Here is a 26,634-nt window from a genome sequence, read left to right as displayed (position 1 = left end):
TCTCATAATAAGACAGCCTCACACAACAACTTCAATACAACCGCACCTATACAACAACACTGATACGTGGAGAACGCCATGATCCTCAAGTCTTCCTTTAAGTACCTAACCCTGTTGGCTTTACCGCTAGCGGCTGTTACCACTTTTGCTAGCTCTGCCGCCGCTTTCGAGCCTAAAGGCAAGGTCGAGTGTATTGCGCCGTCCGACCCTGGCGGCGGCTGGGACTTTACGTGCCGTAGCGTAGGTAACGTCATGCAGGAGCTCGATTTGGTTCCGGCGAATGTGCAGACTATTAATATGGCCGGTGCCGGTGGCGGTGTCGCTTTTGCCCATACCGTCAGCAAGCGCGCTGGCGACGACCACCTGTTGGTTGCGGCGTCCACGGCCACCACTACACGCCTGGCTCAAGGACAGTTCCCAGGGCTGAATGCCGATCAGGTCAACTGGGTCGGTGCGCTGGGCGCGGATTACGGCATTATCGCCGTGGCCGCTGATTCCGAGATCGATGACCTCAATGAACTGATGGACGCGCTCAAGGAAGACCCGCGCAGCGTTAAGTTCGCTGGCGGCAGCGCCAAAGGCGGCTGGGACCACCTTAAGGTGCTGATTGCCGCTCAGGCAGCTGACGTCGAGAACCTTCCGCGCATTGCGTATCTTTCCTACAACAATGGCGGTGAGGCGTTGACCCAGGTGATCGGTGGGCATGTTGATGCCTTCACCGGTGATATCACCGAGGCGCAAGGCTTTATGGAATCCGGTGACCTGCGTGTGCTTGCGGTACTCTCCGAAGAGCGCCTGCCAGGTGATCTGGCTGATATTCCCACCGCCCGTGAGCAGGGTATTGACGCACTGGGCCCCAACTGGCGTGGCTTTTACATGCCGGCGGACATCTCTGAGGAGGCTGAAGCCTATTGGACTGACGCCATGGACACCATTTACCAGAGCGAAGAATGGCAGAATGTCATGAAACAGAACGGTTTGATGCCCTTCCACATGACCGCAGGTGAGTTTGAAGACTTCGTTCACAACCAGATCGATGACATCGAGCAGCTGTCTAAAGATATTGGATTGATTCAGTAATGACCTTCAATGACCGCATCTTTGGGGTCTTGATGATCGTCCTGGCCATCGCATATGGCTGGGGCGCCACTCAGTTCCCAGAGCCGTTTGGCGGGGCCGAAGCCGTTGGTCCTGACACTTTTCCGAAGTTGCTGGCCATAGTGTTGGCAATTTCTAGCCTGTATCTGATTGTACGCCCTGATCCCGATAACGCCTGGCCTTGGAGCCGTACCGGTATCGAGCTGATCATCGCTGTGGTGGTGCTGATCTTTTACGCCATGCTGCTTCAGCCGCTGGGCTTTATTATTAGCACTACGCTTGCCGTGGGAACGCTTTGCTGGCGTATGGGCGCCCGCCCGGTCAACGCCTACATCACTGGGGCAGTCTCCGGGGTGGTGGTGTACTTTCTATTTAGCTTTGCACTGGATCTCGCCTTGCCATTGGGGCTGCTGTCGTTCCTGGAGGTGAACTGATGGAAACGCTAGGTTATCTGATGGATGGTTTTGGCGTTGCTCTGCAGCCTCATAACCTAATGTTCGCCTTACTGGGTGCTTTTCTAGGTACCTTGATCGGCGCCTTGCCGGGATTAGGCCCAGCCAATGGTGTGGCTATCCTGATTCCACTGGCATTCAGCTTGGGGCTTGCGCCCGAAACCGCTCTGATCATGTTGACCTCAGTGTATGCAGGTGCCATGTACGGTGGGCGTATCTCATCGATTCTGTTGAATATTCCCGGCGATGAACCGGCCATGATGACCTGCCTGGACGGCTATCCTATGGCCCAAAAGGGCAAGGCGTCCGAAGCGCTGGCAATCTCTGCCGTGGCCTCCTTTATCGGTAGTCTTATCGCTACTGTTGGTTTGATCCTGCTGGCGCCACTGCTGGCTAATTTCGCGCTAACATTTGGCCCGGCAGAATATTTCGCGCTCTTCCTTCTGGCGTTTGCCACCTTGGGCGGTATCACCGGCAAGAACCCTGTCAAAACGGTGGTCGCCGCCTGTATCGGCCTGATGATCGCTACCGTCGGGATTGATAATACTGGGGTACAGCGCTACACCTTCGGCGTGCTAGAACTCTTTGAAGGTGTGGACTTTATCATTGCTATCGTCGGTTTATTTGCTATCTCCGAGCTGTTGTTCTTCATTGAAGAGCGCGCCGGTGGCGGTAAGGAAAAGATGAAAGTCAATAAACTTTCACTCTCTTGGAAGGATATCCGCGACATTCTTCCGACCAGTTTCCGCAGTGGGGTGCTGGGGTTTGTCGCCGGTGTGCTACCGGGTGCCGGTGCTTCGTTGGGTAGTTTCATCAGCTATACCCTTGAAAAACGGGTGCTAGGCAAGAAAGGCGCTTTCGGCACTGGTGATCCACGCGGTGTGGCGGCTCCTGAAGCTGGCAATAACGCCGCTTCGAGCGGTGCTTTAGTCCCTATGTTGACACTAGGTGTGCCGGGTAGTGGCACTACCGCAGTACTCTTAGCGTTGTTGATTTCACTCAATATCACACCTGGGCCGCTGATGTTCACCCAGAATGCCGACATCGTCTGGGGCGTGATAGCAGCGCTATTGATCGGTAACTTTTTGCTGCTGGTTCTTAACATTCCGTTGGTGGGCATCTTCGTCAAGTTGCTGTCCGTACCGCCGATGTACCTGTTGCCGATCGTCACGATGATTGCCTTCGTGGGTATCTACTCGATCAGTAACACCATCTTTGACCTCTACTTCATGGTGGCCTTTGGGGTGGGCGGTTACGTCCTGCGCAAGCTGGAAATTCCGCTGGTGCCGGTGATTCTTGGTTTGTTGTTAGGGCCTGAGATGGAGAAGAACCTGCGCCATGCCATGGAACTCTCCGATGGTGACTGGATGATTCTATGGGATAGCGGTCTGGCTATCGGCCTTTGGGTCTTTGCTGGACTGGGTTTGATCTTGCCTTATATTGTGGGTCCTCTCCTGCGTCGTGGTATGAAGGCAACCCCCAATTCAGGTTCGCCTGAAAGCGATTAAATACTTAAAGAAGCAATGTTGAGCAACGGAGCGCCGACGAAAGTCGGCGCTTCTTTTTGTTTCCGTTTTGACTGGCAACAAAGGGTATATTTGTAACTGATAAGTAATCAATGGGTTGCTGTTATGTATTTTAAAAGCCTGGGTATCTAATTGGTGCACCGAATCTTATTGGTGCATTGGGAGGGTGCTTTAGCTGATTTTCTGCGCCTTATTTTGGTGCATATGGAGGAGGTCGAGATTTGCGGACGATTATTAAGTGGCTGATTAAATAGCTATAAAGCAACTTTGTGCCAATCTGGCGCACCCCTTGCAGGTGTTAATGGCTAGTGGACGTGTTGGGGAGCTAATACAACCACCCCAAGTGCGAAGCCAATCATCAAGCCCCGGTCATAACAAACCCCAGCCATAAGGGGTGCAAGGAGATTAATAATGAACACTCTCAAACGCTCGACACACCCTCGCCCCTTCCTTTCAAGTGGCCGTTTCGCGACCGCTTTGCTCACCGCTGCCATCATGGGCGCCAGCACCCAGGCCATCGCCCAAGACGATGACCCCATCAAAGTCGGTATCCTGCACTCCCTCTCCGGCACCATGGCGATCAGTGAAACCGTGCTCAAAGACACCGTCGAGATGCTGATCGAACAGCAGAACGAAGCCGGTGGCTTGTTGGGCCGTCAGCTGGAAGCCGTCGTGGTAGACCCTGCGTCTAACTGGCCGCTGTTTGCTGAACGCGCCCGTGAACTTCTAGCGCAAGAAGAAGTGGACGTGATTTTTGGCAACTGGACCTCGGTGTCGCGTAAATCCGTGTTGCCAGTCGTTGAAGAACTCAATGGCTTACTGTTCTACCCGGTACAGTATGAGGGCGAAGAGTCTTCGGAAAATGTCTTCTACACCGGCGCCGCGCCTAACCAGCAGGCCATCCCAGCGGTGGAGTACTTGATCAATGAAGTGGGTATCGAGCGTTTTGCGCTGGTGGGTACCGACTATGTCTACCCGCGTACCACCAACCGTATCCTCGAAGCCTTCCTCAAAGATGAGCACGGCATCGCCGACGAGGACATCATGGTTAACTACACTCCGTTCGGTCATTCCGATTGGCAGAACATCGTGGCGGAAATACGTCGTTTTGGCGAAGAGGGTAAGCCAACTGCGGTTATCTCTACGGTGAATGGCGACGCTAACGTACCGTTCTATACCGAGCTCTCCAACCAGGGTATCGATGCGGCTGATATCCCGGTTATCGCCTTCTCAGTAGGTGAGCAGGAGCTTACCGGTATTGATACAGGCCCACTAGTCGGTCACCTGGCCGCCTGGAACTACTTTATGAGCGTCGATACCGATGAAAACTACGACTTTATCGACGCTTGGATTGAGTACACCGGCGACGATATGGCGGTCACCAACGACCCCATGGAAGCGCATTACATTGGCTTCAATATGTGGGCCGAAGCGGTTCGCAAAGCGGGTACTACCGATGTTGATAGCGTTAAAGACGCCATTATCGGCGTAACCGTGCCCAACCTTTCTGGCGGCTATGCGGCGATGATGCCCAACCATCACATCACTAAGCCGGTACTGATTGGTGAAATTCAGGACAACGGCCAGTTCGATATCGTTTGGCAGACGCCGTCTACCGTGGCGGGTGACGCTTGGTCTGACTACCTGCCGGGTTCGCGCGACCTAATTGCCGATTGGCGCAAGCCCATGGAATGCGGCAACTTTAACGTTGTTAACGGCTCGTGCGGTGGCAGCACCGCAGCAGAAGAAGCCGAAGCAGCACTCGCTGAGTAAAACATAACCCCCTTGCCGCGCCGTGCTTTTAATAGTTGGCGCGGCAAGGAGCACGCTATCTTTCCCTCTTAGATAACCAAAGGAAGAACCCCATGAGGCGTTTCCTTTCCTTAGGGCTATTGGGCTTACTGTTGTTGGGCATAACGCTTAACGCGCAGGCACAAGACGCCGAGACGAACAATTCGCCCGATGATGCCGCCGCGCTTGAACTGTTAGAAGCGCTGGACGTTGAGTCTTACGCTGCCAAAGGCGAGGCGATCACCGCTATTTTGCAAAGCGATGACGAGCGCGCCCGTGATTGGCTGCAGGCCTTGCTGGACGGCCGCCTACAGCGTACCGACGACGGCCGCTTTGTACTGGTATTGGAGAATCGTGGCCGCGACTGGCCAGTGGCCGATGTGCTAACTGGCGAAGAACTTGGCGAGATGTCGCGTCGCGAGCTGGACCGTATCGGGATCAATAACGCCCTGCGTAATCAGCTACGCAGCGCCATCGCCGTGGTTGACCTCTACTCGCCTAGCGTTGAGCGTCGCCGCACCTCGGCCGAGCGCCTGTTAGGGGAAGTCGACGGTGAGTTAGTCCCGGTCCTTAACGACTTGATTGAGCAAGAAGAAGACGACCAGGTGCGCTATCGTCTCACTCAAGCGGTAGCGATTTATCGCGCTGAAGAGGGCGAAATGGCTGGCGTTGAAGCGTTGGATGGCAGCTTGCACCCACGCTCTCGCGTGGCGTTAAGCCGGGCGGCCAACAGCGATGACCCGGTGGTCGCCAATGCGGCTGCGGCCTCTCTGGCGGGCATTGAGCAGCAGCTTAAAATTAACCGCGGCCTGGAAACCCTGTATTTCGGTTTAAGTCTGGGCTCGGTGCTGGTGCTCGCCGCCATTGGCCTGGCGATCACCTTTGGCGTCATGGGCGTGATCAATATGGCCCACGGCGAGCTGATGATGCTAGGGGCTTACACCACCTGGGCGATGCAGCAATTGTTGCCAGGCCAGCCGGGGTTGGCGCTGGTTTTGTCGATTCCCGCGGGCTTCCTGGTCGCCGCCCTGGCGGGGGTTGCCATTGAGCGTGGCGTTATCCAGTTCCTCAAAGGCCGCCCGCTGGAAACCTTGCTGGCGACGTTTGGCGTTAGCCTGATTCTGCAGCAGTTAGTGCGCACGGTGATTTCACCGCAAAACCGCACCGTGATTACGCCGGAGTGGATGAGTGGCTCATTGGTGGTGAACGATGCGCTGTCGCTAACGCTCAACCGTATGTACGTTCTTGGCTTCGCGCTGGTGGTATTTGCAGGCCTGATGCTGATCATGCGCCGCACTCGGCTGGGGCTTGAGGTGCGTGCTGTCACTCAGAATCGTGCCATGGCACGCTCCATGGGCATTCGCGCGACGCGTGTGGATATCATGACCTTCGCGCTGGGCTCCGGCGTGGCGGGGCTTGCCGGGGTGGCGCTTTCTCAGCTTACCAACGTCGGCCCTAACCTGGGCCAGAATTACATCATCGACTCCTTCATGGTGGTGGTGTTCGGCGGCGTGGGCAATCTGTGGGGTACGCTGGTCGCTGGCTTATCGCTTGGGGTCATCAACCAGGTGCTGGAACCCTGGGCAGGTGCGGTGCTGGCCAAAATTATCGTGCTGGTCTTTATTATCCTATTCATTCAAAAACGCCCGCGTGGACTCTTCCCGCAGAAGGGCCGGGCTGCGGAGGGCTAAGCGATGTCATTGACGACGGAATCATCGACTAATTTTTGGCTAACACGCCCGTTCAGCGAACGCTCCACCCAGATATTTCTCGGTGTGCTGGTGGCCGCACTGGCGCTGGTAACGATCCTTCACGTGGCGGTGCCAGCGGATAACCCGCTGCATGTCGGCGCATACACGGTCAATCTGTTCGGCAAGTACCTAAGCTACGCGCTGCTGGCGGTCGCGGTGGATCTGGTGTGGGGCTACCTGGGCATTTTAAGCCTTGGGCATGGGGCTTTTTTCGCCATTGGCGGCTATGCCATGGGTATGTATTTAATGCGCCAAATTGGTGACCGGGGCACCTATGGCGACCCGGTATTACCGGATTTTATGGTGTTTTTGAACTGGGACAGCCTGCCGTGGTTCTGGCACGGCTTCGATATGGCCTGGTTTGCCTTTGCCATGGTGCTGATAGCGCCGGGGCTGCTGGCGCTGGTGTTTGGTTTTCTGGCGTTTCGGTCGCGGGTTACCGGGGTGTATCTGTCGATCATTACCCAAGCGCTGACGTTTGCCTTGATGTTGGCTTTCTTCCGCAATGAGATGGGCTTTGGCGGTAATAACGGTCTCACCGACTTCCGCGAGATACTGGGCTTTGATTTACGCACCGACGCCACGCGCTTGGGGCTTTTCCTGGTTACCGGCGTGGCGCTAGCGCTGGGGTTTATCCTCTGCCGGGCGATTGTCTCCAGCAAGCTGGGCCGGGTCAGCGTTGCTACCCGCGATGCCGAAGCGCGCACGCGCTTTCTCGGCTACCGGGTCGAACGTTTCCAGCTGTTTGTGTTCGTGGTCTCGGCGATGCTGTCAGGCCTGGCGGGAGCGCTCTACGTCCCGCAAGTGGGGATTATCAACCCCAGCGAGTTCTCGCCCATTTTCTCCATTGAGATTGTGCTGTGGGTCGCTCTAGGCGGTCGCGCCACCCTGTATGGTGCGGTCATTGGGGCGATTTTAGTTAACTACGCCAAAACCATCTTTACCGGCGTAATGCCCGATGCCTGGCTGTTTGCGTTGGGGGGGCTGTTCGTTTTCGTGACAGTGTTCTTGCCCAAAGGGGTCGCTGGCCTGTTGCTGCACCTTAAGCGCAAAAAACGCGATGACGACACCCCAGCACCCACCGATAAGATTCAAGAGGCCTCTTTATGAGTTTTTTGCAATCGCTCACCGAGCGCGACCGGGTGTTTGACTTTATGACGCCCCAGGCTTCAACGGTCGACGTTCGCCACGGGCCGATCCTGTACATGGAAGATGTCACCGTCAGCTTTGACGGTTTTAAGGCGATCAATAACCTCAACCTGACCATCGACGACGGTGAGCTGCGCTGTATTATCGGCCCCAACGGGGCAGGGAAAACGACCTTAATGGATATCATCACCGGTAAAACGCGGCCCAATGAAGGCAGCGTCTGGTTTGGCAGTCGCCACAATTTGCTGCATATGAATGAGCCGGATATCGCTAGCCTGGGCATTGGGCGCAAGTTTCAAAAACCCACGGTATTTGAAGCGCTTTCAGTGTTTGAAAACCTGGAGCTGGCCATGGCCGCGGACAAGCGGATTTTTCCCACCCTGACCGCGCGAATGACCGGCGAGATCAAAGACCGCATCGACGAAGTGTTGGAAACCATCGGCCTGAAAGAACTGCGCCATCAGCCTGCGGGGATTCTTTCTCACGGTCAGAAACAGTGGCTGGAGATCGGCATGCTGCTAATGCAGCGCCCGCGGCTACTGTTGGTGGATGAGCCGGTGGCGGGCATGACCGAGCAGGAGATGGAGCGCACCGCCGAATTGCTCACTGGGCTTGCCGGTAAGCAGTCTGTGGTGGTGGTGGAGCATGATATGGGCTTTGTGCGCTCGATTGCCCGCCAAGTAACGGTGCTGCACCAGGGCAGCGTGCTGGCGGAAGGCAGCATGGATCAAGTTTCCAGCGACCCGAAAGTGATCGAGGTCTATTTGGGTGCCGACGACGAGGAGGCCGCCTGATGCTGGCGATTGAAAAGCTCAACCAGTTTTACGGCGAAAGCCACACCCTCTGGGACCTGGATCTTGAGGTGCCCGCAGGCCAGTGCACCTGCGTAATGGGGCGCAACGGCGTGGGTAAAACCACGCTATTAAAAGCAGTAATGGGCGCAGTAGCGGTGAGGAGCGGTGCTCTACGCTATACAAGCGCTGATTCAAACGGCGAAGTCGAGCTGACCCAAAAAGCCGTTGAAGAACGCTCACGATTAGGGATTGGCTATGTTCCCCAAGGGCGGCAGATATTTCCGTTGCTGACGGTAGAAGACAACCTGCGCACCGGCCTTGCTGCCCGTAGTGACGGGTTGAAGAAAATCCCCGAGCGAGTCTATGAACTGTTCCCAGTGCTCAAAGAGATGAAGCACCGCCGGGGCGGCGACCTCTCCGGCGGGCAGCAACAGCAGCTGGCGATTGGCCGCGCCCTGGTGATCGAACCCAAACTGCTGATTCTTGATGAGCCAGGAGAAGGCATACAGCCCAATATCGTGGCGCAAATTGGCCAGGTAATTCGTCAATTGATCAAAGAGGACGGCCTAACGGTACTACTGGTGGAGCAGAAATTACCTTTCGCCCGTAAATACGCCGACCGCTTCGTGATTATGGACCGCGGCCGCCCGGTGGCCAAAGGCGAGATCAACGAACTCTCCAACGAGCTGATTAAACAGCATCTGACGGTTTAAGTTATCCACATCCGGACCGCCTGCCCTTCAAATGCTGGGCGGCGGCTCCATCGGTGCTTTGCGTGCCCAGCGGCGTTTGAGCAACTGGGTAATCACGCCGTAGCGTGGCCCTGCTAGAAAGGCGAGGATTAGGAACACGCCGGTCATGACGGCCATCATGCCGCCAATCGAGACGTTGAAATACACGGCCAGGTAGTAGCCGGAAATACTTGAGACGATGGAAATTAGCGCACCGATGATAAACATCATCCACAGCCGGTCGGTCAGCAAATAAGCGGCGGAGGCGGGAACAATGGCAAAAGCGATAAACAGCACTGCCCCCACCGCATCAAAGGCCGCTACGGCGGTGGAGCTTGTTAGCATTAGCAGCACATAGAAAAGGATCGAGGGCATAAAACCAAACGTTTTGGCCAGCGCCGGATCGAAGGTGGCTAACTTCAACTCCTTATAAAAGAGTCCGATAAACGCGTAGTTGAGCAGCGTCATCACGCTCATCGATACCAGCGCCTGGGGGATGGGTAGGCCAAACAGGTCGATAGTATCCAGCCAGACAAAACCGATCTCACCGAGCAGCACAGTATGCGTGTCGATATGCACATCATTGGCGTAAATATTCAACAGCAGCACGCCGATAGAGAACAGCGCCGGGAAGACCAGGCCGATAGCGGTATCCTGCTTGACCCGTTTGGTGCTGGCTAACGCTTCGGTGAGCAGGACGGTTAACAACCCGGTGAGGGCGGCCCCGATCAGTTGTACCGGCCCGCTCTGCTGCTTGGTCAGCAGCCAGACGATGACGATGCCAAACACAATCGAGTGGCTAATCGCGTCGGATAACATGCTGTTGCCGCGCAGCACTAAAAAGGTGCCCACCGCCGAGGAGGCGATGCCCACCATCGCGCCCACTAGCATAATGGGCAGTGCCGTGGTGGTCAGTAGCTCGGCCATCATGCTGCCAACTCCTCAAAGGCCGCGACCACTTTTCTAGCCTCCGCCTGGCCCTTTGCTGTTAGCCCCCAGCCGTTGTCGCTTTGGGTGGCGTTGTGGGGAGAGCGGGTTAGGTAGCCTTGCTGCTTAAGCTTGTTGAGCAACCTACGTGAACCGAGTCTTGAAGGGGCGCGTGAGGGATCAGCCGAGTGTTTATACAGCGCATAAAGTAGCTGCTGTTTCTGCAGCGCTGACTTCTGGCGATAGTGCTTTATCACGCCCCACAGCAGGCCACGGCCGGGCGCCAATGCCAACGATATAAGCACGATGGCGGTAGCGGTAAGGACAATCAGCGGGCCGGTTGCCAGGCCTCGCGATAGGGTGCTGATGGTCGCCCCTGATACACCACTGACAATGCCGACGCCTGCGGCGATGGCGAGCATGCCGCCCAAGTGGCGGCTCCATTGCCGGGCGGCGGCCGCGGGTGCCACGATCATGGCCGCCATCAAGATCACGCCGACCATCTGCAGGCCAACCACGACCGCTAGCGCGACCATAGCGGTGAGCGATGCCTCAATGGCGGTGGTGCGCATGCCGAGCGTGCGGGCATACTCCGGGTCAAACGTGACCAGTTTGGCCTGTTTCCAGAAGACGGCGAGCAGCAGCAGCGTGACCAGCGTAATGCTGCCCATCACCCATAAATCAGAGCGCAGCGTCGCAGCGGCTTGGCCGAACAAAAAAGCCTCGAGGCCGCCCTGGGAGGCGTTATTGGTGCCCTGAATATAGGTGAGCAGCACAATGCCCACGGCAAAAAAGATGCTCAGGCAGGCACCCAGGCCCGCATCGGTTTTAAGGCGACTTAAGCGCGTCAACATTAGCATCATCAGCGCAGCGGCTGAGCCCGTGATCAGCGAGCCAATAATAATCCCGCCAATATCACGGCTGCCGGTGATGATAAAGCTCAAGCAGATGCCGGGAAGGGCGGCGTGGGAAATAGCATCTCCCAATAGGCTTTGGCGACGCAGCACCGCAAAACAGCCCAGCGGGCCGCTGATCAACCCCAGCAGCGAGGCGCCAATCACCACATTCTGAAAGGTGTAGTCAGTTAAAAGCTCAAGCCATCCCATGGGTTACTTTACCTTTGAGGCGGCAAACATTAACGATTCATTATCATTAAGTAGCGCGATCTGGCCGCCGTAAGCCTGGCGTAGGTTATCAATCTTAAATACTTCCTCGGTCTTGCCGCTCGCGATGACACGCACGTTCAACAGCAGCAGCCAATCAAAGTAGGTGCGAACCGTTTGCAGGTCGTGATGTACCACAATCAGCGTTTTGCCCGCATCGCGCAGGCGGCGCAGGATATCGATAATGGCCCGCTCGGTGGTGGCATCGACGCCCGCCATAGGTTCGTCGAGAAAATACACATCGGCCTGCTGCACCAGCGCGCGGGCCAGAAATACGCGCTGCTGCTGGCCACCTGAGAGCTGGCTAATCTGGCGGTCGGCGAAGGCGCTCATACCGACCATCTCGAGCGCTTCCTGCGCTTCGTTCCGCTCTTTTCGACCCGGTCTTTTGAGCCAGCCTAGACGCCCATAAAGCCCCATGGTGACCACATCCAGCGCGGTGGTGGGAAAATCCCAGTCAACGCTTGAGCGCTGGGGCACGTAGCCCACCCGTTTACGTTGCGTAGCGTAGGGCCGCCCATGCACCATCACCTCACCCGACAGCGATGGCACCAGCCCTAGCAGGCTTTTGATCAATGTGCTCTTGCCCGCGCCGTTAGGGCCGACAATGCCCGCCATGACACCGGCAGGAATATCCAGGTCGATATCCCAAAGCACGGGCTGGTTATGGTAGCTCACCGTCAGGTTTTTAATGCTCAGCGCGGTGTCTGTAGAGCCGGATATCGTCATGAATACACTGCCTTATCGAATGCTTATTGAGTGAGCTGCCACTCGCTGGCCCAATCGTCTAGTCTGTTTGGCAGCGGTGCCAGTGAACCGCCTAGCGCCTCGACAATATGCTGGGTATTACGGTAGATCATGCCCATATAGGTACCATCTACCGTGCCTTCATTGCCCATGGCGTCGGAATAAAGCTGGCCGCCGATGGCCACATCATGGCCGCGCTGCCTTGCAGCATCAATCACTGCCTGAATGGTGCGCGGGTTGATGGTGCTCTCGACAAATACCGCGGGGACGTTACGTGTGACGACGCTATCTGCCATGCTGCGAATATCGGCGATCCCGGTTTCGGTTTCGGTACTGATCCCCTGAATCCCTTCCACCTCAATGTCATAGGCGCGGCCAAAATAGCTGAATGCGTCGTGGGCGGTGACTAGAACGCGCTGCTCTTCGGGGATGCTGGCGATACTCTCTTTAACCCACTCATGCAGGGCTTGCAACTGAGCCTGATAGCGCTCGGTATTGGCTTCAATTGTTGTGGCGCACTCAGGGCGTGCTTCGCTGAAGGTATCGCTCAAGGTGGGCAACGTTTGGGCCCATAAAGAGACGTCCATCCACAGGTGGGGGTCTATCCCGTAGACATCCTGAGCGGTGATCAACGATTCGGGGCCAATGGAGGCGGGCGCCACGGCAAGCGTGGGCGTTCGCGTCGAGAAATTCTCCAGCACGCTCCCCAGCTGTCCTTCCAGTGAGTAGCCTGAATAGAGAATGTGTTCGGCGTTCCGTAGCAAGGCTACGTCGCTAGCGCTTGCCTGATAAAGATGCGGGTCTACGCCTGGGCCCATCATGGCTTCCACATTAACGCATTCGCCGCCTACTTCTTGCGCCACATCGGCAATCATCCCAATCGTTGCCACCACGTTTAAGGGTTTTTCATCAGCAGCTGCTAATGTGCTTAAAAAAAGCATTCCCAATAGAATCACGGCATATTTCGTCGTCATTATATAGCTCCAGACTCGTCATGAGGTAGATGGGTTGAAATTGCTTTGTGTAAACTGATTGTCTTAAGGAAAGAAGTATAGCCTTGGCTAAGTTTGTGGCGCAACTGACTCAGTGTCAAGCGGAGAAAAGGCGCAGAAGTGGGCTGAAATGGGTGTCTGAGAATTGCGGGAATAAACGTAAGGCGCGCTATTAACGCGCCTTTGAAACCGGGTAAGTCATCCGTAAACAACAATGCGTTGGATGATCACTCGCTGATTCCTTCTCTTTTCACTAAAACCCTGTTCTGTGTTCGGTTAACTGGCTTGCTTTGCCGGTAAAATTAAAGGTTCGTTAATAAGAACTGGGTGAGGTATGCGCTATAAAGATAAACATCAGCTTGCTGCTGAGTGGCAAACGCTTTTGGAGCGAACGCCCAAGCTGCTGCGGCAAGCAGTGGAGGCGCTGGTGGAGAGTCACAGTCAGCGCTTTGCTAGTCACTTTTACGCTGTGATGCTAGACGACCCCCATGCCTCACTGTTTCTCTCCAACGATCAAGTGGAGCAGCGTTTAACCCCCTCCATGCAGCGCTGGTTGAAGGCCATGTTTGCTGTTGAGCATGCAGATTTCGACGCCCTGGTTGAACAGCAAGAAAAAGTGGGGCAGGTGCATGCCCGCATTGATATTCCCGTCAATCTGGTACTTAACGGTGCACGGCAGCTTAAGCAGGCGTTTTATCAGCAGATCAACGCCACGTTCAACAGCCCGCTGTCGCCGGGGGATGCCTCGGTGTATGTTTCCGAGCATATCGATATGGCCATGGAAATCATGAGCCATGCCTACTCGGTGGCCAGTGACCGTAATGCGCGCACTGAAGAGGCTTATAAACTCTTCTCCCTTACCCAAAGCATTGGCGACCAGCGTGAGCGCCAGCGCTCAGCGCTGCTGAACTGGGAAAACGCGCTGATGTTTGCCATAGCCGCCCAGCAGAACGTCGCCACACTGCCGCGTTTATCCAACTCCGAGTTTGGTCTGTGGTACTTCCATAAAGCGTGTCATGCGTTTCAAGGTGCGCCGGAAATCGCCACTATCTCTCGTCATATTCAGCAAGTGGATCGTGAATGGTTGGAAGTCCTAGTGCACGAGGATGCAAGCCAACGGCTTAAGGCGCTGAGTGACATTCGTGATGCCGCCCGTACGGTACTCATGTTGCTCGATGATGTATTGCAGCGCGCCTCTGGTTTAGATGCCGGTCGCGATAGCTTAACCCAGTTGCTCAACCGCAAGTTTTTGTCGGTGGTGCTTAGCCGTGAAATTGAGATTGCTCGCCACTCTGAAAACTGCTTTGCGCTGTTGATGGTCGATATCGACCACTTTAAGTCGATTAACGATACCCATGGGCACGATGCGGGTGACAACGTGCTACAACAGATGGCCAGTATTCTTGACCGTTCTACCCGTGGCGGTGATTACGTGTTTCGTATGGGCGGCGAAGAGTTTTTAATCGTACTGGTCGACACTGACGAGGAAGGCAGTCGGTTATTCGCTGAGCGTTTACGCCTAGCGGTGGCCAAAGAGCCGATGCTCGCCGCTGCGGATACCTTGCTTAACGTTACCGTCAGCATTGGCTTAACGCTGCACGATGGTCACCCTGATTACCAACGTTCCATGCAGCGGGCCGATCAAGCGCTTTATCAAGCCAAGCGCAGTGGGCGTAATCGAGTGGTCGTGACGTAATAGCGTAATGGGCGGGTGCAAAAGGCGGTGATTACGTTGCCAGGCGTGTATCCATGGTGTTGTTGATCTTTTTTGGTGCACTTGATGCTGTTTGTGACCTTTTGTAGTGCGCAAAAACGCTTGGCACGGCAGGCTGCTGCGCTTGTATCTTGTCAGCAGCCGTCAAATAGAGCTTTTCACCATTTTGGCGCATTAATTGCACTGCTTAGCTAAAAGCTTACTGAAAAGGAAGCATCGGCTACCCATGATCCTGTGCGAACTCGCCAAACCGCAAGTTGCCTCCGGCCACCGCTTTGATGCAGGCCGCCGCTGGGCGGCCTCGTTGGACCTCACGTTTGCCCAGCGCGAAGGCGCTACCCGCATGATGAAGGCGCGCCACCATGGGCCACTCAGGGTGCAACGGCCTTTCTACCCAGAAGGTAAACGCGAAGCGTGCCATGTTTATATGCTGCATCCGCCTGGCGGGCTGGTCAGCGGTGATGCACTCACTATTAGCGCTCATGTCGAGCGCGGCGCCCATGCACTCCTCACAACGCCTGCCGCCAATAAACTCTACAAAGCCGACAGTCAAGGCGTGGCCTGGACGCAGCACGCCCAGCTTAGCGTTGACGGTGGCGGCATCCTTGAGTGGCTGCCCCAGGAGACCATCGCCTTCGATGGCTCCAAAGGTGAGCAGCGTACCCACATTGCGCTTCACGGCAGCGCCCGCTGCTTAGGCTGGGAGGTAATGGCGCTTGGCCGCCCGGCCAGCGACTTGCCCTATGTGTCCGGTCGTATTGAGCAGCACTTCCGCTTAACGCTGGATGGCAAGCCGCTGTGGCTGGAGCGCCAATCGCTCGACCCTTTGCACCCGCGCTTTGCCGGGCGCTGGGGCCAGGGCGGCGCCACGGTACAGGCAACGCTCTGGGCGGTGGGGATTAGCGACGCGCCTGCAGCCATTGAGGTTCTGCGTGAAGCACTGCCGGATAACCCGCGCTGGGCGGTCACCGTGCGCCACGGCGTAGTGCTACTGCGTTACTTAGGCAACTCGCGCAATGAAGCCTGGGCGCTATGTGAACAGGCTTGGCAGCTGCTGCGCCCCCGTTGGATTGAACGCGATGCCCATACCCCACGAATTTGGCTAACCTAATTGGCATCACTGCGATGCCCTGCTGGAGACACGTTCCATGGAATTAACCCCGAGAGACAAAGACAAACTGCTGCTGTTCTCCGCTGCCCAACTGGCGGAGCGCCGCAAGGCGCGTGGTTTAAAGCTCAATTACCCCGAAGCGGTGGCGCTGATCAGCTTTGAGATTATGGAAGGCGCCCGGGATGGCCGCAGCGTGGCGGACTTAATGAGCTATGGCCGCGAAATCCTTAGCCGTGAGGATGTGATGGACGGCGTCGCCGAGATGGTCGACGAAGTGCAGGTGGAAGCCACCTTCCCCGACGGCACCAAGCTGGTCACTGTCCATACGCCTATTGTTTGAGGGGCGACTGAAAGGAGCAAGCAGATGATTCCCGGTGAGTACAAGTTAAAAGAAGGTGAAATCGAGCTGTGCGTGGGGCGTGAGCGGATTAGCGTCGAGGTGGCCAATACCGGCGATCGGCCGATCCAGATTGGCTCCCACTACCACTTTGCCGAAGCCAATCCTGCGCTGGTGTTTGATCGCGCCAAAACCCGAGGCTTTTGCCTGGATGTGGCCGCAGGCACGGCGATTCGCTTTGAGCCCGGCCAGACCCGCGAAGTCACGTTGATTCCCTTTGTGGGCAAGCGCGAAATTTACGGCTTTCGCGGCGATGTCATGGGTGCGCTCGATGGAGATAAACAATGAAACCGGTTAACAAGATCAGTCGGCAAGCCTACGCCGATATGTACGGCCCCACGGTGGGCGACCGTGTGCGCCTGGGCGATACCGAGCTGTGGATCGAAGTCGAACAAGACGCCACCCACTACGGTGATGAAGTGAAATTCGGCGGCGGCAAAGTTATCCGCGATGGTATGGGTCAAAGCCAGCGCGCTGACGACACCGTCATGGATACCGTGATTACCAACGCGCTGATTTTAGACTGGTGGGGCATCGTCAAAGCCGATGTGGGTATACAGAACGGCCGCATCGCTGCGATTGGCAAGGCGGGCAACCCGGATGTGCAGCCCGATGTAGAGATCGTGATCGGCCCCGGCACTGAAATTATCTCCGGCGAAGGTAAGATACTGACAGCGGGCGGTATCGACTCCCATATTCACTTTATCTGCCCCCAGCAGGTCGAAGAAGCGCTAATGAGCGGTGTGACCACCATGCTCGGCGGCGGCACCGGCCCGGCGACCGGCACCAATGCCACTACCTGCACTCCCGGTCCCTGGCATATCGGCAAAATGCTCCAGGCAGTGGACGATATGCCGATGAATATCGGCTTTTTGGGCAAAGGTAACGCCAGCCTGCCGGAGTCCCTGGAGCTTCAGTTACAAGCAGGCGCCATGGGCCTCAAACTGCACGAAGACTGGGGGACCACGCCAGCATCAATCAACAACTGCTTGAACGTGGCGGATGCCTACGACGTGCAGGTGGCGATCCACACCGACACCCTAAACGAATCGGGCTTTGTGGAAGATACCCTGGCGGCGTTTAAAGAGCGCTGCATTCACACCTACCACACCGAAGGCGCGGGCGGCGGCCACGCGCCGGACATCCTCACTGCCTGCTCGAAAGCCTACGTGCTGCCGTCTTCCACTAACCCAACCCGGCCTTACACCATCAACACCATCGACGAGCACCTGGATATGCTGATGGTGTGCCACCACCTCGACCCCAATATTCCCGAAGACGTGGCCTTTGCCGACTCGCGGATTCGCCGCGAAACCATCGCCGCCGAGGATATCCTCCACGACCTGGGCGTGATCTCGATGATCGCCTCTGACTCCCAAGCCATGGGGCGGGTCGGCGAGGTGGTCTGCCGCACCTGGCAAACGGCGCATAAAATGAAAGTGCAGCGCGGCCTACTGCCGGAAGACGAAGCCCTGGGCGCTGATAACCTGCGCGCCAAGCGCTATATCGCCAAGTACACCATTAACCCCGCAATCACCCACGGTATTGCTCACGAAGTCGGCTCGATAGAGGTGGGCAAACTGGCGGATCTGGTGCTCTGGAAACCGGCATTTTTCGGCACCAAGCCGGCGATGATGATCAAGGGTGGCATGATTGCCGCGGCCCCCATGGGCGACCCCAATGCGTCTATCCCCACCCCGCAGCCGGTTCATTATCGTTATATGTTTGGCGCTTTCGGCCGTGCGGCCAGCCAAACCCGGCTCAGCTTTGTCAGCCAGGCCGCGCTGGATGCGGGCATCAAAGAGAGACTTGGGCTAAATAGCGAACTCGCGGCGTGCAAAAACGTGCGCCAGGTGCGCAAGCAGGATATGAAGCTCAACGATGCCTGCCCAGAACTAACCGTCGACCCGCAAACCTACGAAGTGCGCTGCGATGGCGAAATTTTAACCTGCGAGCCCGCCACCGAACTGCCGCTGGCCCAGCGGTATCACTTGTTTTGATTGAGCGATTATCCGGGGCGCCGGGGGTAGGCCTACGAGAGGGCGCTGTGAATACGTCCGTGTACGCTACTTTTGCCATCCATGGCAAAAGACCCTCTCTACGGCCTACCCCCGGCACAGCCGCACCGAGCGAGAAAGGACGCTAGTCATGCTGAAACTGATAGAACGTTTAGGGCCGGTGGAGGAGAGCGCGGCGAGCGACACGCTCACGCTGCCCTTTGAGCTACGTATTCGCGGGCGCTTAAAAGCTCAAAGTGATAGCGGTCGTGAGCTGGGGCTGTTTCTTGATCGCGGCCCGGTGCTGCGCAGTGGCGAAGGCCTTAAAGCCGAAAGTGGTGAGATAGTACGCGTATGCGCTGCCGTAGAACCGGTGGTTACCGCGCGAGTAAGTGCTGGCTTACCGCTGGCGCGGCTCGCCTACCACCTCGGCAACCGCCACGTGCAGCTGGCGCTGGGTGAAGATGAAAAGGGCGGCTGGGTGCGCTTCCCGCCGGATCACGTGTTGGAAGAGCTCGCCGTGCTGTTGGGCGCCAAACTAGAGCACCACGATGCCACCTTCGACCCAGAGCCGGGCGCCTATAACCAAGTTGGCGGGGGACACACTCACAGCCATTCTCACGACCACGATCATTCGCACGAGCATCACCATGCCCATTGATTTAGCCGCATCAGAAAGCCAAAGCGATGAGCTGGCGCTGCTAGGGCTGATGCAGTTGGTGAGCCCAGCGTTACCCATCGGCGCCTTTGCCTTCTCCCAAGGCTTGGAAAGTGCCTTTGAGCTGGACTGGGTGCGCGATGAAGCTAGCCTAACCGAATGGCTAAGCGGTGTGCTGGAAGATGGCCTAACCCGCTGCGAGCTGCCAGTGCTGGCACGGCTATACCAGGCCATTGGCCTAGGCAACAACGATACGATTGCCCAGTGGGATGAGTGGCTGGCCGCCACCCGGGAAACGGCCGAGCTGGCCGCTGAAGACAGCCGCCTGGGCGCCTCGCTTAAGCGCTTGTTGAAAAGCCTAGACCTGATGCCAAGTGAGGACTTGCAACCGCCCTTGTTACCGACCCAGGCAGGTTATGTCACGCTGTTTGCTTATGCCGCGCATACTCGCTGTGTCTCTGTTCGCCAAACCCTGCTGGGCTTTGCCTGGGCGTGGCTGGAAAACCAGCTGGCCGTCGCCTGTAAAGCGCTACCCCTTGGCCATACCGCCGCCCAACGCGTGATCGAGCAGCTGCGCGTCGAGCTGGTCTCGGCCATTGATCAGGCGCTGGCGCTGGGGGATGACGAATTAGGGCCCGTGCTACCCGGCTTAGCGCTGGCCAGTGCATTACACGAAACCCAGTATTCACGCTTGTTTAGAAGTTAATCAGTTTATCGATTGAGGAGAGAACAATGACTCACTGTTTACGCATTGGCGTGGGTGGTCCGGTTGGTTCCGGTAAAACCGCGCTACTTAAGCAGCTCTGTTCAGCACTGCGCGATTATTACGATATCGCCGTGGTTACCAACGATATCTATACCCGTGAAGATGCCGACTTTTTGCTCAAACATGACGCCCTTCCGGCAGACCGTATTCTGGGCGTCGAGACCGGCGGTTGCCCGCATACCGCGATTCGCGAAGACGCCTCGATGAATCTGGCTGCCATTGATGAGCTGCAGGCGCGGCACCCGAAGCTTGAGCTGGTGATGGTAGAGTCAGGCGGCGACAACCTTTCGGCCACCTTCAGCCCTGAGCTTTCTGATCTGACGCTCTACGTCATCGATGTCTCGGCAGGCGACAAAATCCCCCGCAAAGGCGGGCCGGGCATCACCAAATCGGACCTACTGATTATCAATAAAATGGATATCGCCGAGCAGGTACACGCATCATTAGAGGTGATGGCGCGCGACTCGAAGAAAATGCGCGGCGAGCGGCCCTTTGTATTTACCAATCTTTATGACGGCGTAGGGCTTGAAGAGATCATTCGCTTTATTCTCGATAAAGGGATGCTGGACGAGCGGCGCCCTCAGGCCGAAGCGACCGCTAGCTAATGTCAATCGACCCGGGTAATCGGCTGTTGGCTGGGGTCGGCATGCCATGGCAGACCAAGGCGCGTGTTGCGTTCGAGTTCGGCAATCACCTGGGCGCCCAGCAATAAAATGATAGCGCCCACTTCCAAGCTAATCAGCAAGACGATCAACGCCGCTAATGAGCCATAGACGGCGTTGACGAACGAGAGATTGGCAAAATAGTAGACCAGCAATAGCCGGACGCCCTCCCATAGTAGCGCTGCTACAAAGCCTCCCACCACCGCCCGGCGTAAAGCGATGCGCACGACGGGAAGTACTTTGTAGATAGCGCTGAATAACAGGAAAACCCCAACGAAGCTTGTCATATTAAGCACCGGCTCTGAAAGACCCGCCAACGGAAGCTCCCGCTCGAAAATCGCTAACACCAGCGCATTGAGCGAGCTGGCTAAGGTGACCACCAGCGTCAGTGCCATTAGACCCGCCCCCAGCACCAGCATGAAGGCGTAAGGTAGCAGCACGGAAACCCAAGCGCTGCGCTTAATGTGGGGACTCTCTGGCGCATGGAAAATGATCGCCATGGCGTCTTCCAGCATGCGAAAGGCAAATGAGCTAAACAGGAGCAGAACAGGAAAGCTCAAAATGCCGATCACATCGCGCGAATTCAGCAGGCTGCGGACGGCATCCAGCAATATTTCTGCGTGGGCAGGCGCCATGTGGCGCGCCTGAATGCTCAGGACATTGAGAAGATGCTGCTCATCCACCACCTGAGTCAACAGCACGACCAGAACAGCAAAAAGCGGCACAATGGAAAGCAGAATATTGTAGCCAACCCCGCCGGCCAGCAGGATACCGCGATTTTTCAGAAAATTGCGTAATACACGCCAGGCAAAGTAAGCCAGCTGAGGGAGCAGAAGCAAGACAGCGCTGCGTAACGATTGGTTTCGAACCATGGCTTGTCATTCTCCTTGTTCACTTAGGCCATGATACGCCGATGGCGACAGCAAATAACAAGGGCAAATAACAAGATCGGCAATCAATGTCTGGAGGAGGGAAAATCGTGCAGGGCCGGAAAATAAAAAGGTTGCCCTGACAAGGCGGTAGATAGCCAGGGCAACCGAAGATTGTGGTTTAGCCTCGTGCTAAAACGGGCCATCCCTGGCCACCACACTTGTACATTGAACGTCTAGCCGACAGGCTTCCTTAACCTAAGTTATAAAATGTAATTTTGTCGGTTAAATAACGGGTTATAGACCATAAAACCACCCAAAGTGACTAGCGTTAGTCACGCTAAGGAATTGAATTAATAATCAAAAAAGATGAAAGCACTGCTACGGAGCTTCTAGCGTGGGTCAGTAGAGGTGGGCCGACCATTGTCGATTGTCGCCAGCTAGGCAGGAAAAAGCCGCTCAGTGAGTAAAGTTATTATCGTTTGCGCCGATAATGCGTATGAATACCAGCTTTGTACCTGAAGCTTTCTTTCCCTCTTATAATTTATAACACTGGAGTTCGCACTCAATGGCTACTGCCGAACCGCCCCGTCGCGGAGGTTTTGGTTTGCAAACCAAAATCCTACTGCTGATACTGCTGCCCCTACTTCTGGTGACCGTTGCGTTAGTAGGGTTCGATGCTTATAGCAGCATTCGAGATACCCGTGAATCGCTAGCCGAACAGCGTGAGGCATTGATTGACGAACGCCGTAACGCGGTGCGCAACATTGTGCAGATGGCGAAAACCGCTATAGCCCCGATCTATGAAGAGGCAGGCGCCAACGACGAGGCCGCTAAGCAGCAGGTGGCTGAGCTAGTGCGCTCCATGCGCTTTGAAGATAGCAACTATATTTTTATTTACGATTATGACGGTAATAACATCGTCACGGCACCCGCGCCGGAGCGTGAAGGCACCAACATGATTGATGCCCAAACGCCCGATGGGACTTATCTTATCCGCGAACTCATTAAGGTTGCGCAGAGCGGCGGGGGTAGCTACAGCTATTTGTGGGAGTATCCGGGCACTAACGCTATTGAACCCAAACACTCTTATGTGGATCGCCTGGAAAAATGGGACTGGTTGATTGGTGCCGGTGTCTACGTGACCGATGTCGATGATGCCTTTGCCGAACTTGAGGCGACTGCTGCTGAAGATTTGCGCCAGAGCCTACTATTTTCATCATTCCTGGGGCTGGTGCTGTTTCTTGTGATTGCCCTGGTGGCGTATGGCTTCGTGCGTCGCACGGTCGGGCCGATCAAGCGCACTACTGCTGCTATGCACGATATTGCCCAGGGGCGCGGTGATCTAACCCGTCGTCTGGCCGTCGAAAGTGGCGACGAAGTGGGTAACCTTGCCGTTCAGTTCAACGCCTTTGTAGAGCGGATGCAGGTAACCCTGCGCGACGTGCGCCGCAGCACGCTCAGCGTGCATCAGGCCGCAGGGGAAATATCACAAAGTTCTGAAGAACTCGCTACCCGCACCGAACAAGCAGCCGCTAACCTGCAACAAACCTCTGCGTCTATGGAAGAGATTACCTCGACCGTCAATCACAGTGCCGATAATGCCCAGCAAGCGAATACGCTGGTTCTTTCTACGGCTGACGTTGCCCGCGAAGGTGAAACCGCGATGGGGCAGGTCGAGACCACGATGCAAGATATCAACGACTCTGCATCGCGTATCAGCGACATTATCACCATGATTGATGCGATTGCCTTCCAAACCAATATTTTGGCGCTTAATGCCTCGGTGGAAGCCGCAAGGGCGGGCGAACATGGCCGCGGCTTTGCCGTGGTGGCACAAGAAGTTAGGGTCCTGGCTAGCCGCTCTAGCGACGCCTCTAAAGAGATTCGTGCGCTTATTGATGCCTCGGTTCAGCACACTAATTCCGGCGCGAAGCTGGTGCGCAGTGCGGGCGATACCATGCGTGAGATCGTCTCCAGCGTGGCGAAAGTCACCGATGTCATCGGTGAAATCACCGCCGGGGCCAAAGAGCAAAGCAGCGGTATCGGCCAGATCAATACCGCCGTGGCCGAAATGGACACCATGACCCAGCAGAACGCCGCCATGGTCGAAGAATCAACCACCGCAGCCGCCAATATGCGCCGCCATGCGGAGCAATTAAACGAGCTAATCAGCTCCTTCGTGCTCGGTGAAGATGAGCCTTCGCCGCGGCATCAGGCGCTAGCGTCTCCGTCCTCTCAGCAACGCGGTGGGGATAGCGGCCTGAAGCGTCCGGCGTCATCACCCAAATCGACGGCAACCTCAGGTGGCAACGATTGGGAAGAATTCTAAGAGCCTGACGCTGCTTTTGATACAGTTAATGGGGCTTGCCAGTTGGCAAGCCCCTTTCATTAGCAGGCTTCAAGCCTGCGCGCCTGTGTCCGCATTGCGCGTTCGTAAATGATTGATGACCCCTCCTTGCGCAATTAACGTTTGCTGGCGGTCCGTCAGCCCGTGGTGCAAGGTCATTGTTCCCTTGCCGGGGATCTCGGCGATCAAGTCACCGCCTTTGGCGAGTTGGTTGTAAAGGTCCTTGATCACAATGGTGTCTCCCTGACTCAAACGCTCGCCATCTTCGGGCTGGCAAAAAGTGAGCGGTAAGGCACCAAAACAAATCAGGTTCTGCCAATGAATGCGGGCAAAACTCTTGGCAACGACCACCTGCAAGCCCAGGTAGCGGGGTACCAGGGCGGCATTCTCGCGACTTGACCCTTGGCCGTAGTTAATACCGCCGACAATGGCATGACCCCCTTGCGTTCGGGTTTTATCAGCGCGGGTGGCATAGGTGTCATCAACGGCTTCAAACGTGAAAGGAGCCGATGCATAGATGCTGCTCCAGTAAGGCAGCACCCGCTGACCGGCGGGCATGATGTCATCGGTTGAAATGTTGTCGCCGACGACCAGTAATACGGGTACTTCCAGCGTATCGGGGAGTGGGCTCAACGCCGGTAATGCCGGTGTGTTGTCCGTTTTTTGCAGAGGTTTGAGGCGAGCTTCTTCAACAGGCAGCGGCGCGTTAAACAGTGCACGGTTAATGACTATCTTGTCTGGCTCGGTAATGCGCGGATACGCCATGGAAAGCGTTCGTGGGTCGGTAATAACTCCGGCAAGCGCTGAGGCAGCCGCCGTTTCCGGGCTGCATAGAAAAACGCTGTCTTCACGGGTGCCCGAGCGACCCGGAAAATTACGCGGTACCGTACGCAGGCTGTTGAGCCCCACAGCAGGGGCTTGGCCCATGCCGATACAGCCGTTACAACCTGCCTGATGGAGTCGCGCGCCACTGGCAACAAGATCACCCAGATAACCCTGCTGAATCAGCGTGGTGAGCACCTGGCGAGAAGACGGGTTGATGTCCAGCGAGACACCGTCGGCCACCTGTCGGTCGCGGACGATTTCCGCCACGACTGCAAAATCACGATATCCCGGATTACCTGAAGAACCGATATAGGCCTGATGGAGTGGCTGGCCTGCCGCTTCGCGAACGGTGACGACATTATCCGGACTGGAAGGCAACGCGATCATGGGTTCCAGGGTTGCGAGGTCCAGATGATCGTTGAGTTCATAGCGACAGCCGGGTTCAGCGGCCAGTGGATGCCAGTCACTCTCACGTCCCCGAGCAGCCAGAAACCGACGGGTTTCTTCGTCACTGGGGAAAACTGTGGCCGTCGCGCCCATTTCAGTGCCCATGTTCGCCAATACATGGCGGTCCATTGCTGAAAGGTGGGCAAGCCCGGGACCGTAATATTCGATCATTGTGTTTTTGCCACCGGCAACGCCGTGTCGGCGTAACAGTTCGAGAACGATGTCTTTGGCTGACACCCAGTCGGGGAGTCGGCCTTCCAGCTTAATGCCCCAGATCTTGGGCATGGTGATATACAGTGGCTCGCCCGCCATGGCCATGGCGACTTCAATACCGCCTGCGCCAATGGCCAGCATACCCAGCGCCCCTGCTGCCGTGGTGTGGCTGTCGCAGCCGACGATCGACTGACCGGGCACGCCGAAGTTTTCCATATGCACCGGGTGGCTGATGCCATTGCCGGGGCCTGAATACCACACGCCGAAACGCTCGCAGGCACTTTTTAAAAACAGATAGGTTTCTGCGTTCAGGTTGTCCGCTTGTACCAGGCCGTGGTCGATATACTGCACGCTGGGCTGGGTGTGGACGCGGTCCAGGCCCATGGCTTCGAGTTCCAGCATGACCAGTGTGCCCAGCACGTCCTGAAGCAACGCCTGGTTGATAGCTAAAGCGATTTCACTGCCTGGGATCATCTCGCCGCTGACGAGATGGCGCTGGATTAACTGCTGGGAAAGGTTCAAGGGTTGGGCGGATGGTGCGGGATGAGTCATTGTTATTCACCGTCGGTGGGGGTTGCATTACGCCTGGGCCGGCAGAGGATGGCGACGATCGGCGCTGCCCGCTTTGCATACCTGCCCTGGGGTGTCGTGGCCGATCAAGTCGGGGAGAGTGACAGAGGCCTCAAGCAGCGCGGGCAGATTGACACCCGTGTTCACCCCCATCTGTTCAAACATGTGTACTAGGTCTTCAGTGCACACATTGCCCGTTGCGCCGGGGGCAAAGGGGCAGCCGCCCAGCCCTCCCAGCGAGGCATCGAAGCGGGTAATGCCGACCTGCCAGGCGGCCAGCGCGTTGGCAAGGCCCATGCCCCGGGTATTATGAAAATGCAGCGTAAACGGTACGCCAGGGAAGCGTTTCAGTACCTGATCACACAGCGCGCTCACCTGAACCGGATTGGCAACACCGGTGGTATCGCAGAGCGTGACACCCTCTACGCCCAGTGCCAGCTGTTGTTCGATGAGGTCGAGTACTCGGGCTTCAGGCACATTGCCCTCAAACGGGCAGCCAAAGGCCGTCGACAGCGAGGCGTTGATAAACACGCCGCTGCCCCTGACCCTGACGGTATTAATGATGTTGGCAAACTGCCGGAGTGATTCATCGGGCGTCATGCGCAAATTGGCCCGGCCGTGGGCATCGCTTGCTGACATCACCAAGTTGATCTCGTCGACACCGCAGGCAAGCGCACGCTCAGCACCTTTCAGGTTAGGTACCAGCACGGTTACATCGACGCCTTGACGACGTTGAATGGCGCTGACGACCTCGGCGGCATCACGCAGGTTAGGAATCGCCTTGGGCGACACGAAGGAGGTGGCCTCGATGCGCGCAATGCCGGTGGCGGTCAAGGCATCAATCAACGCCACCTTCTGAGCGGTGGGAATAAAACGGGATTCGCTCTGAAAGCCATCCCGAGGAGCGACTTCGTTGATTTGTAACGTCTCCATC

General features: G+C 56.5%; 25 protein-coding genes. 17 read left to right on the top strand and 8 right to left on the bottom strand.

What is annotated here, in order from left to right; all coding sequences use genetic code 11:
- Window positions 1-78: 78 nt before the first annotated feature.
- The 8 genes from RZA33_RS05365 (at window position 79) to urtE (ending at window position 9,274) form a co-directional block, all read left to right on the top strand.
- Window positions 79-1,080, top strand: coding sequence for a Bug family tripartite tricarboxylate transporter substrate binding protein (locus RZA33_RS05365; protein ID WP_317506822.1), 1,002 nt, complete (start codon window positions 79-81; stop codon window positions 1,078-1,080).
- Window positions 1,080-1,532, top strand: coding sequence for a tripartite tricarboxylate transporter TctB family protein (locus RZA33_RS05360; protein WP_317506821.1), 453 nt, complete (start codon window positions 1,080-1,082; stop codon window positions 1,530-1,532). Before RZA33_RS05365 ends, RZA33_RS05360 begins: the two co-directional genes overlap by 1 nt.
- Window positions 1,532-3,058: a tripartite tricarboxylate transporter permease gene (locus tag RZA33_RS05355; RefSeq protein WP_317506820.1), complete on the top strand. Its 1,527-nt coding sequence runs from the start codon at window positions 1,532-1,534 to the stop codon at window positions 3,056-3,058. Before RZA33_RS05360 ends, RZA33_RS05355 begins: the two co-directional genes overlap by 1 nt.
- Before the next feature lie 429 nt (window positions 3,059-3,487).
- On the top strand, window positions 3,488-4,849 hold the full coding sequence (gene urtA / locus RZA33_RS05350) for an urea ABC transporter substrate-binding protein (protein WP_317506819.1): 1,362 nt from the start codon (window positions 3,488-3,490) through the stop codon (window positions 4,847-4,849).
- 92 nt (window positions 4,850-4,941) lie between these two features.
- Entirely contained in the window at window positions 4,942-6,558 is a 1,617-nt protein-coding gene (gene urtB / locus RZA33_RS05345) for an urea ABC transporter permease subunit UrtB (RefSeq protein ID WP_317506818.1), read from the top strand.
- Window positions 6,559-6,561: 3 nt separating this feature from the next.
- Entirely contained in the window at window positions 6,562-7,728 is a 1,167-nt protein-coding gene (gene urtC / locus RZA33_RS05340; RefSeq protein WP_317506817.1) for an urea ABC transporter permease subunit UrtC, read from the top strand.
- The gene (gene urtD, locus RZA33_RS05335) at window positions 7,725-8,561 is read left to right on the top strand and encodes an urea ABC transporter ATP-binding protein UrtD (RefSeq protein ID WP_317506816.1); all 837 of its coding nucleotides are present in this window, start codon (window positions 7,725-7,727) and stop codon (window positions 8,559-8,561) included. The genes urtC and urtD overlap by 4 nt, the downstream gene beginning before the upstream one ends.
- Complete coding sequence (gene urtE / locus RZA33_RS05330; RefSeq protein WP_317506815.1) at window positions 8,561-9,274, top strand: urea ABC transporter ATP-binding subunit UrtE; 714 nt, start codon at window positions 8,561-8,563, stop codon at window positions 9,272-9,274. Before urtD ends, urtE begins: the two co-directional genes overlap by 1 nt.
- Window positions 9,275-9,301: 27 nt before the next feature.
- Here urtE and RZA33_RS05325 read toward each other — a convergent pair whose 3' ends face one another.
- From RZA33_RS05325 to RZA33_RS05310, 4 genes are read right to left on the bottom strand one after another with little or no spacing between them, the layout of a single operon-like run.
- Complete coding sequence (locus RZA33_RS05325) at window positions 9,302-10,222, bottom strand: metal ABC transporter permease (RefSeq protein WP_317506814.1); 921 nt, start codon at window positions 10,220-10,222, stop codon at window positions 9,302-9,304.
- Window positions 10,219-11,325, bottom strand: coding sequence for a metal ABC transporter permease (locus RZA33_RS05320; RefSeq protein WP_317506813.1), 1,107 nt, complete (start codon window positions 11,323-11,325; stop codon window positions 10,219-10,221). Before RZA33_RS05320 ends, RZA33_RS05325 begins: the two co-directional genes overlap by 4 nt.
- Before the next feature lie 3 nt (window positions 11,326-11,328).
- A complete protein-coding gene (locus RZA33_RS05315) occupies window positions 11,329-12,111 on the bottom strand; it encodes a metal ABC transporter ATP-binding protein (protein WP_317506812.1) in 783 nt (260 codons plus the stop codon).
- 23 nt (window positions 12,112-12,134) lie between these two features.
- On the bottom strand, window positions 12,135-13,103 hold the full coding sequence (locus RZA33_RS05310) for a metal ABC transporter solute-binding protein, Zn/Mn family (RefSeq protein WP_317506811.1): 969 nt from the start codon (window positions 13,101-13,103) through the stop codon (window positions 12,135-12,137).
- Between the two features lie 352 nt (window positions 13,104-13,455).
- On the opposite strand from RZA33_RS05310, the gene RZA33_RS05305 reads away from it, so the two are divergent.
- Window positions 13,456-14,817: a diguanylate cyclase gene (locus tag RZA33_RS05305; protein ID WP_317506810.1), complete on the top strand. Its 1,362-nt coding sequence runs from the start codon at window positions 13,456-13,458 to the stop codon at window positions 14,815-14,817.
- A 31-nt stretch (window positions 14,818-14,848) separates the two neighbouring features.
- Here RZA33_RS05305 and RZA33_RS05300 read toward each other — a convergent pair whose 3' ends face one another.
- The gene (locus tag RZA33_RS05300; protein WP_317506809.1) at window positions 14,849-15,010 is read right to left on the bottom strand and encodes a hypothetical protein; all 162 of its coding nucleotides are present in this window, start codon (window positions 15,008-15,010) and stop codon (window positions 14,849-14,851) included.
- Between the two features lie 51 nt (window positions 15,011-15,061).
- On the opposite strand from RZA33_RS05300, the gene RZA33_RS05295 reads away from it, so the two are divergent.
- The 7 genes from RZA33_RS05295 (at window position 15,062) to ureG (ending at window position 20,369) form a co-directional block, all read left to right on the top strand.
- Window positions 15,062-15,946 (top strand): urease accessory protein UreD, encoded by an 885-nt coding sequence (locus RZA33_RS05295; RefSeq protein ID WP_317506808.1) that lies wholly within the window; start codon window positions 15,062-15,064, stop codon window positions 15,944-15,946.
- A gap of 37 nt (window positions 15,947-15,983) precedes the next feature.
- Window positions 15,984-16,286 carry an urease subunit gamma gene (locus RZA33_RS05290; RefSeq protein ID WP_022521353.1) on the top strand — a complete coding sequence of 101 codons (303 nt, stop codon included), beginning with the start codon at window positions 15,984-15,986 and terminating at the stop codon, window positions 16,284-16,286.
- A gap of 24 nt (window positions 16,287-16,310) precedes the next feature.
- A complete protein-coding gene (locus tag RZA33_RS05285; RefSeq protein WP_317506807.1) occupies window positions 16,311-16,631 on the top strand; it encodes an urease subunit beta in 321 nt (106 codons plus the stop codon).
- Window positions 16,628-18,343 (top strand): urease subunit alpha, encoded by a 1,716-nt coding sequence (ureC, locus tag RZA33_RS05280; protein WP_317506806.1) that lies wholly within the window; start codon window positions 16,628-16,630, stop codon window positions 18,341-18,343. Before RZA33_RS05285 ends, ureC begins: the two co-directional genes overlap by 4 nt.
- A 148-nt stretch (window positions 18,344-18,491) precedes the next feature.
- Window positions 18,492-19,001, top strand: a complete 510-nt coding sequence (gene ureE, locus RZA33_RS05275) for an urease accessory protein UreE (RefSeq protein ID WP_317506805.1) — start codon at window positions 18,492-18,494, stop codon at window positions 18,999-19,001.
- Window positions 18,991-19,704 (top strand): urease accessory protein UreF, encoded by a 714-nt coding sequence (locus RZA33_RS05270; RefSeq protein WP_317506804.1) that lies wholly within the window; start codon window positions 18,991-18,993, stop codon window positions 19,702-19,704. The genes ureE and RZA33_RS05270 overlap by 11 nt, the downstream gene beginning before the upstream one ends.
- 26 nt (window positions 19,705-19,730) lie before the next feature.
- Window positions 19,731-20,369 (top strand): urease accessory protein UreG, encoded by a 639-nt coding sequence (ureG, locus tag RZA33_RS05265; protein ID WP_317506803.1) that lies wholly within the window; start codon window positions 19,731-19,733, stop codon window positions 20,367-20,369.
- A gap of 2 nt (window positions 20,370-20,371) precedes the next feature.
- Here ureG and RZA33_RS05260 read toward each other — a convergent pair whose 3' ends face one another.
- Complete coding sequence (locus RZA33_RS05260; RefSeq protein WP_317506802.1) at window positions 20,372-21,298, bottom strand: YihY/virulence factor BrkB family protein; 927 nt, start codon at window positions 21,296-21,298, stop codon at window positions 20,372-20,374.
- A gap of 565 nt (window positions 21,299-21,863) precedes the next feature.
- On the opposite strand from RZA33_RS05260, the gene RZA33_RS05255 reads away from it, so the two are divergent.
- A complete protein-coding gene (locus RZA33_RS05255) occupies window positions 21,864-23,627 on the top strand; it encodes a methyl-accepting chemotaxis protein (RefSeq protein ID WP_317506801.1) in 1,764 nt (587 codons plus the stop codon).
- Between the two features lie 69 nt (window positions 23,628-23,696).
- On the opposite strand, the gene RZA33_RS05250 is transcribed toward RZA33_RS05255, so the two are convergent.
- Together RZA33_RS05250 and RZA33_RS05245 are read right to left on the bottom strand one after the other, a co-directional pair.
- A complete protein-coding gene (locus RZA33_RS05250) occupies window positions 23,697-25,682 on the bottom strand; it encodes an aconitate hydratase (protein WP_317506800.1) in 1,986 nt (661 codons plus the stop codon).
- 27 nt (window positions 25,683-25,709) lie between these two features.
- Window positions 25,710-26,633 carry a hydroxymethylglutaryl-CoA lyase gene (locus RZA33_RS05245; protein ID WP_317506799.1) on the bottom strand — a complete coding sequence of 308 codons (924 nt, stop codon included), beginning with the start codon at window positions 26,631-26,633 and terminating at the stop codon, window positions 25,710-25,712.
- Between the last annotated feature and the right edge of the window lies 1 nt (window position 26,634).

The organism is Halovibrio sp. HP20-59 (genome assembly GCF_033052795.2).
In the GTDB taxonomy this organism is placed as follows: domain Bacteria; phylum Pseudomonadota; class Gammaproteobacteria; order Pseudomonadales; family Halomonadaceae; genus Vreelandella.
Note: the sequence above shows the minus strand (reverse complement) of the source record. Positions and strands in the feature narration are given on the sequence as shown.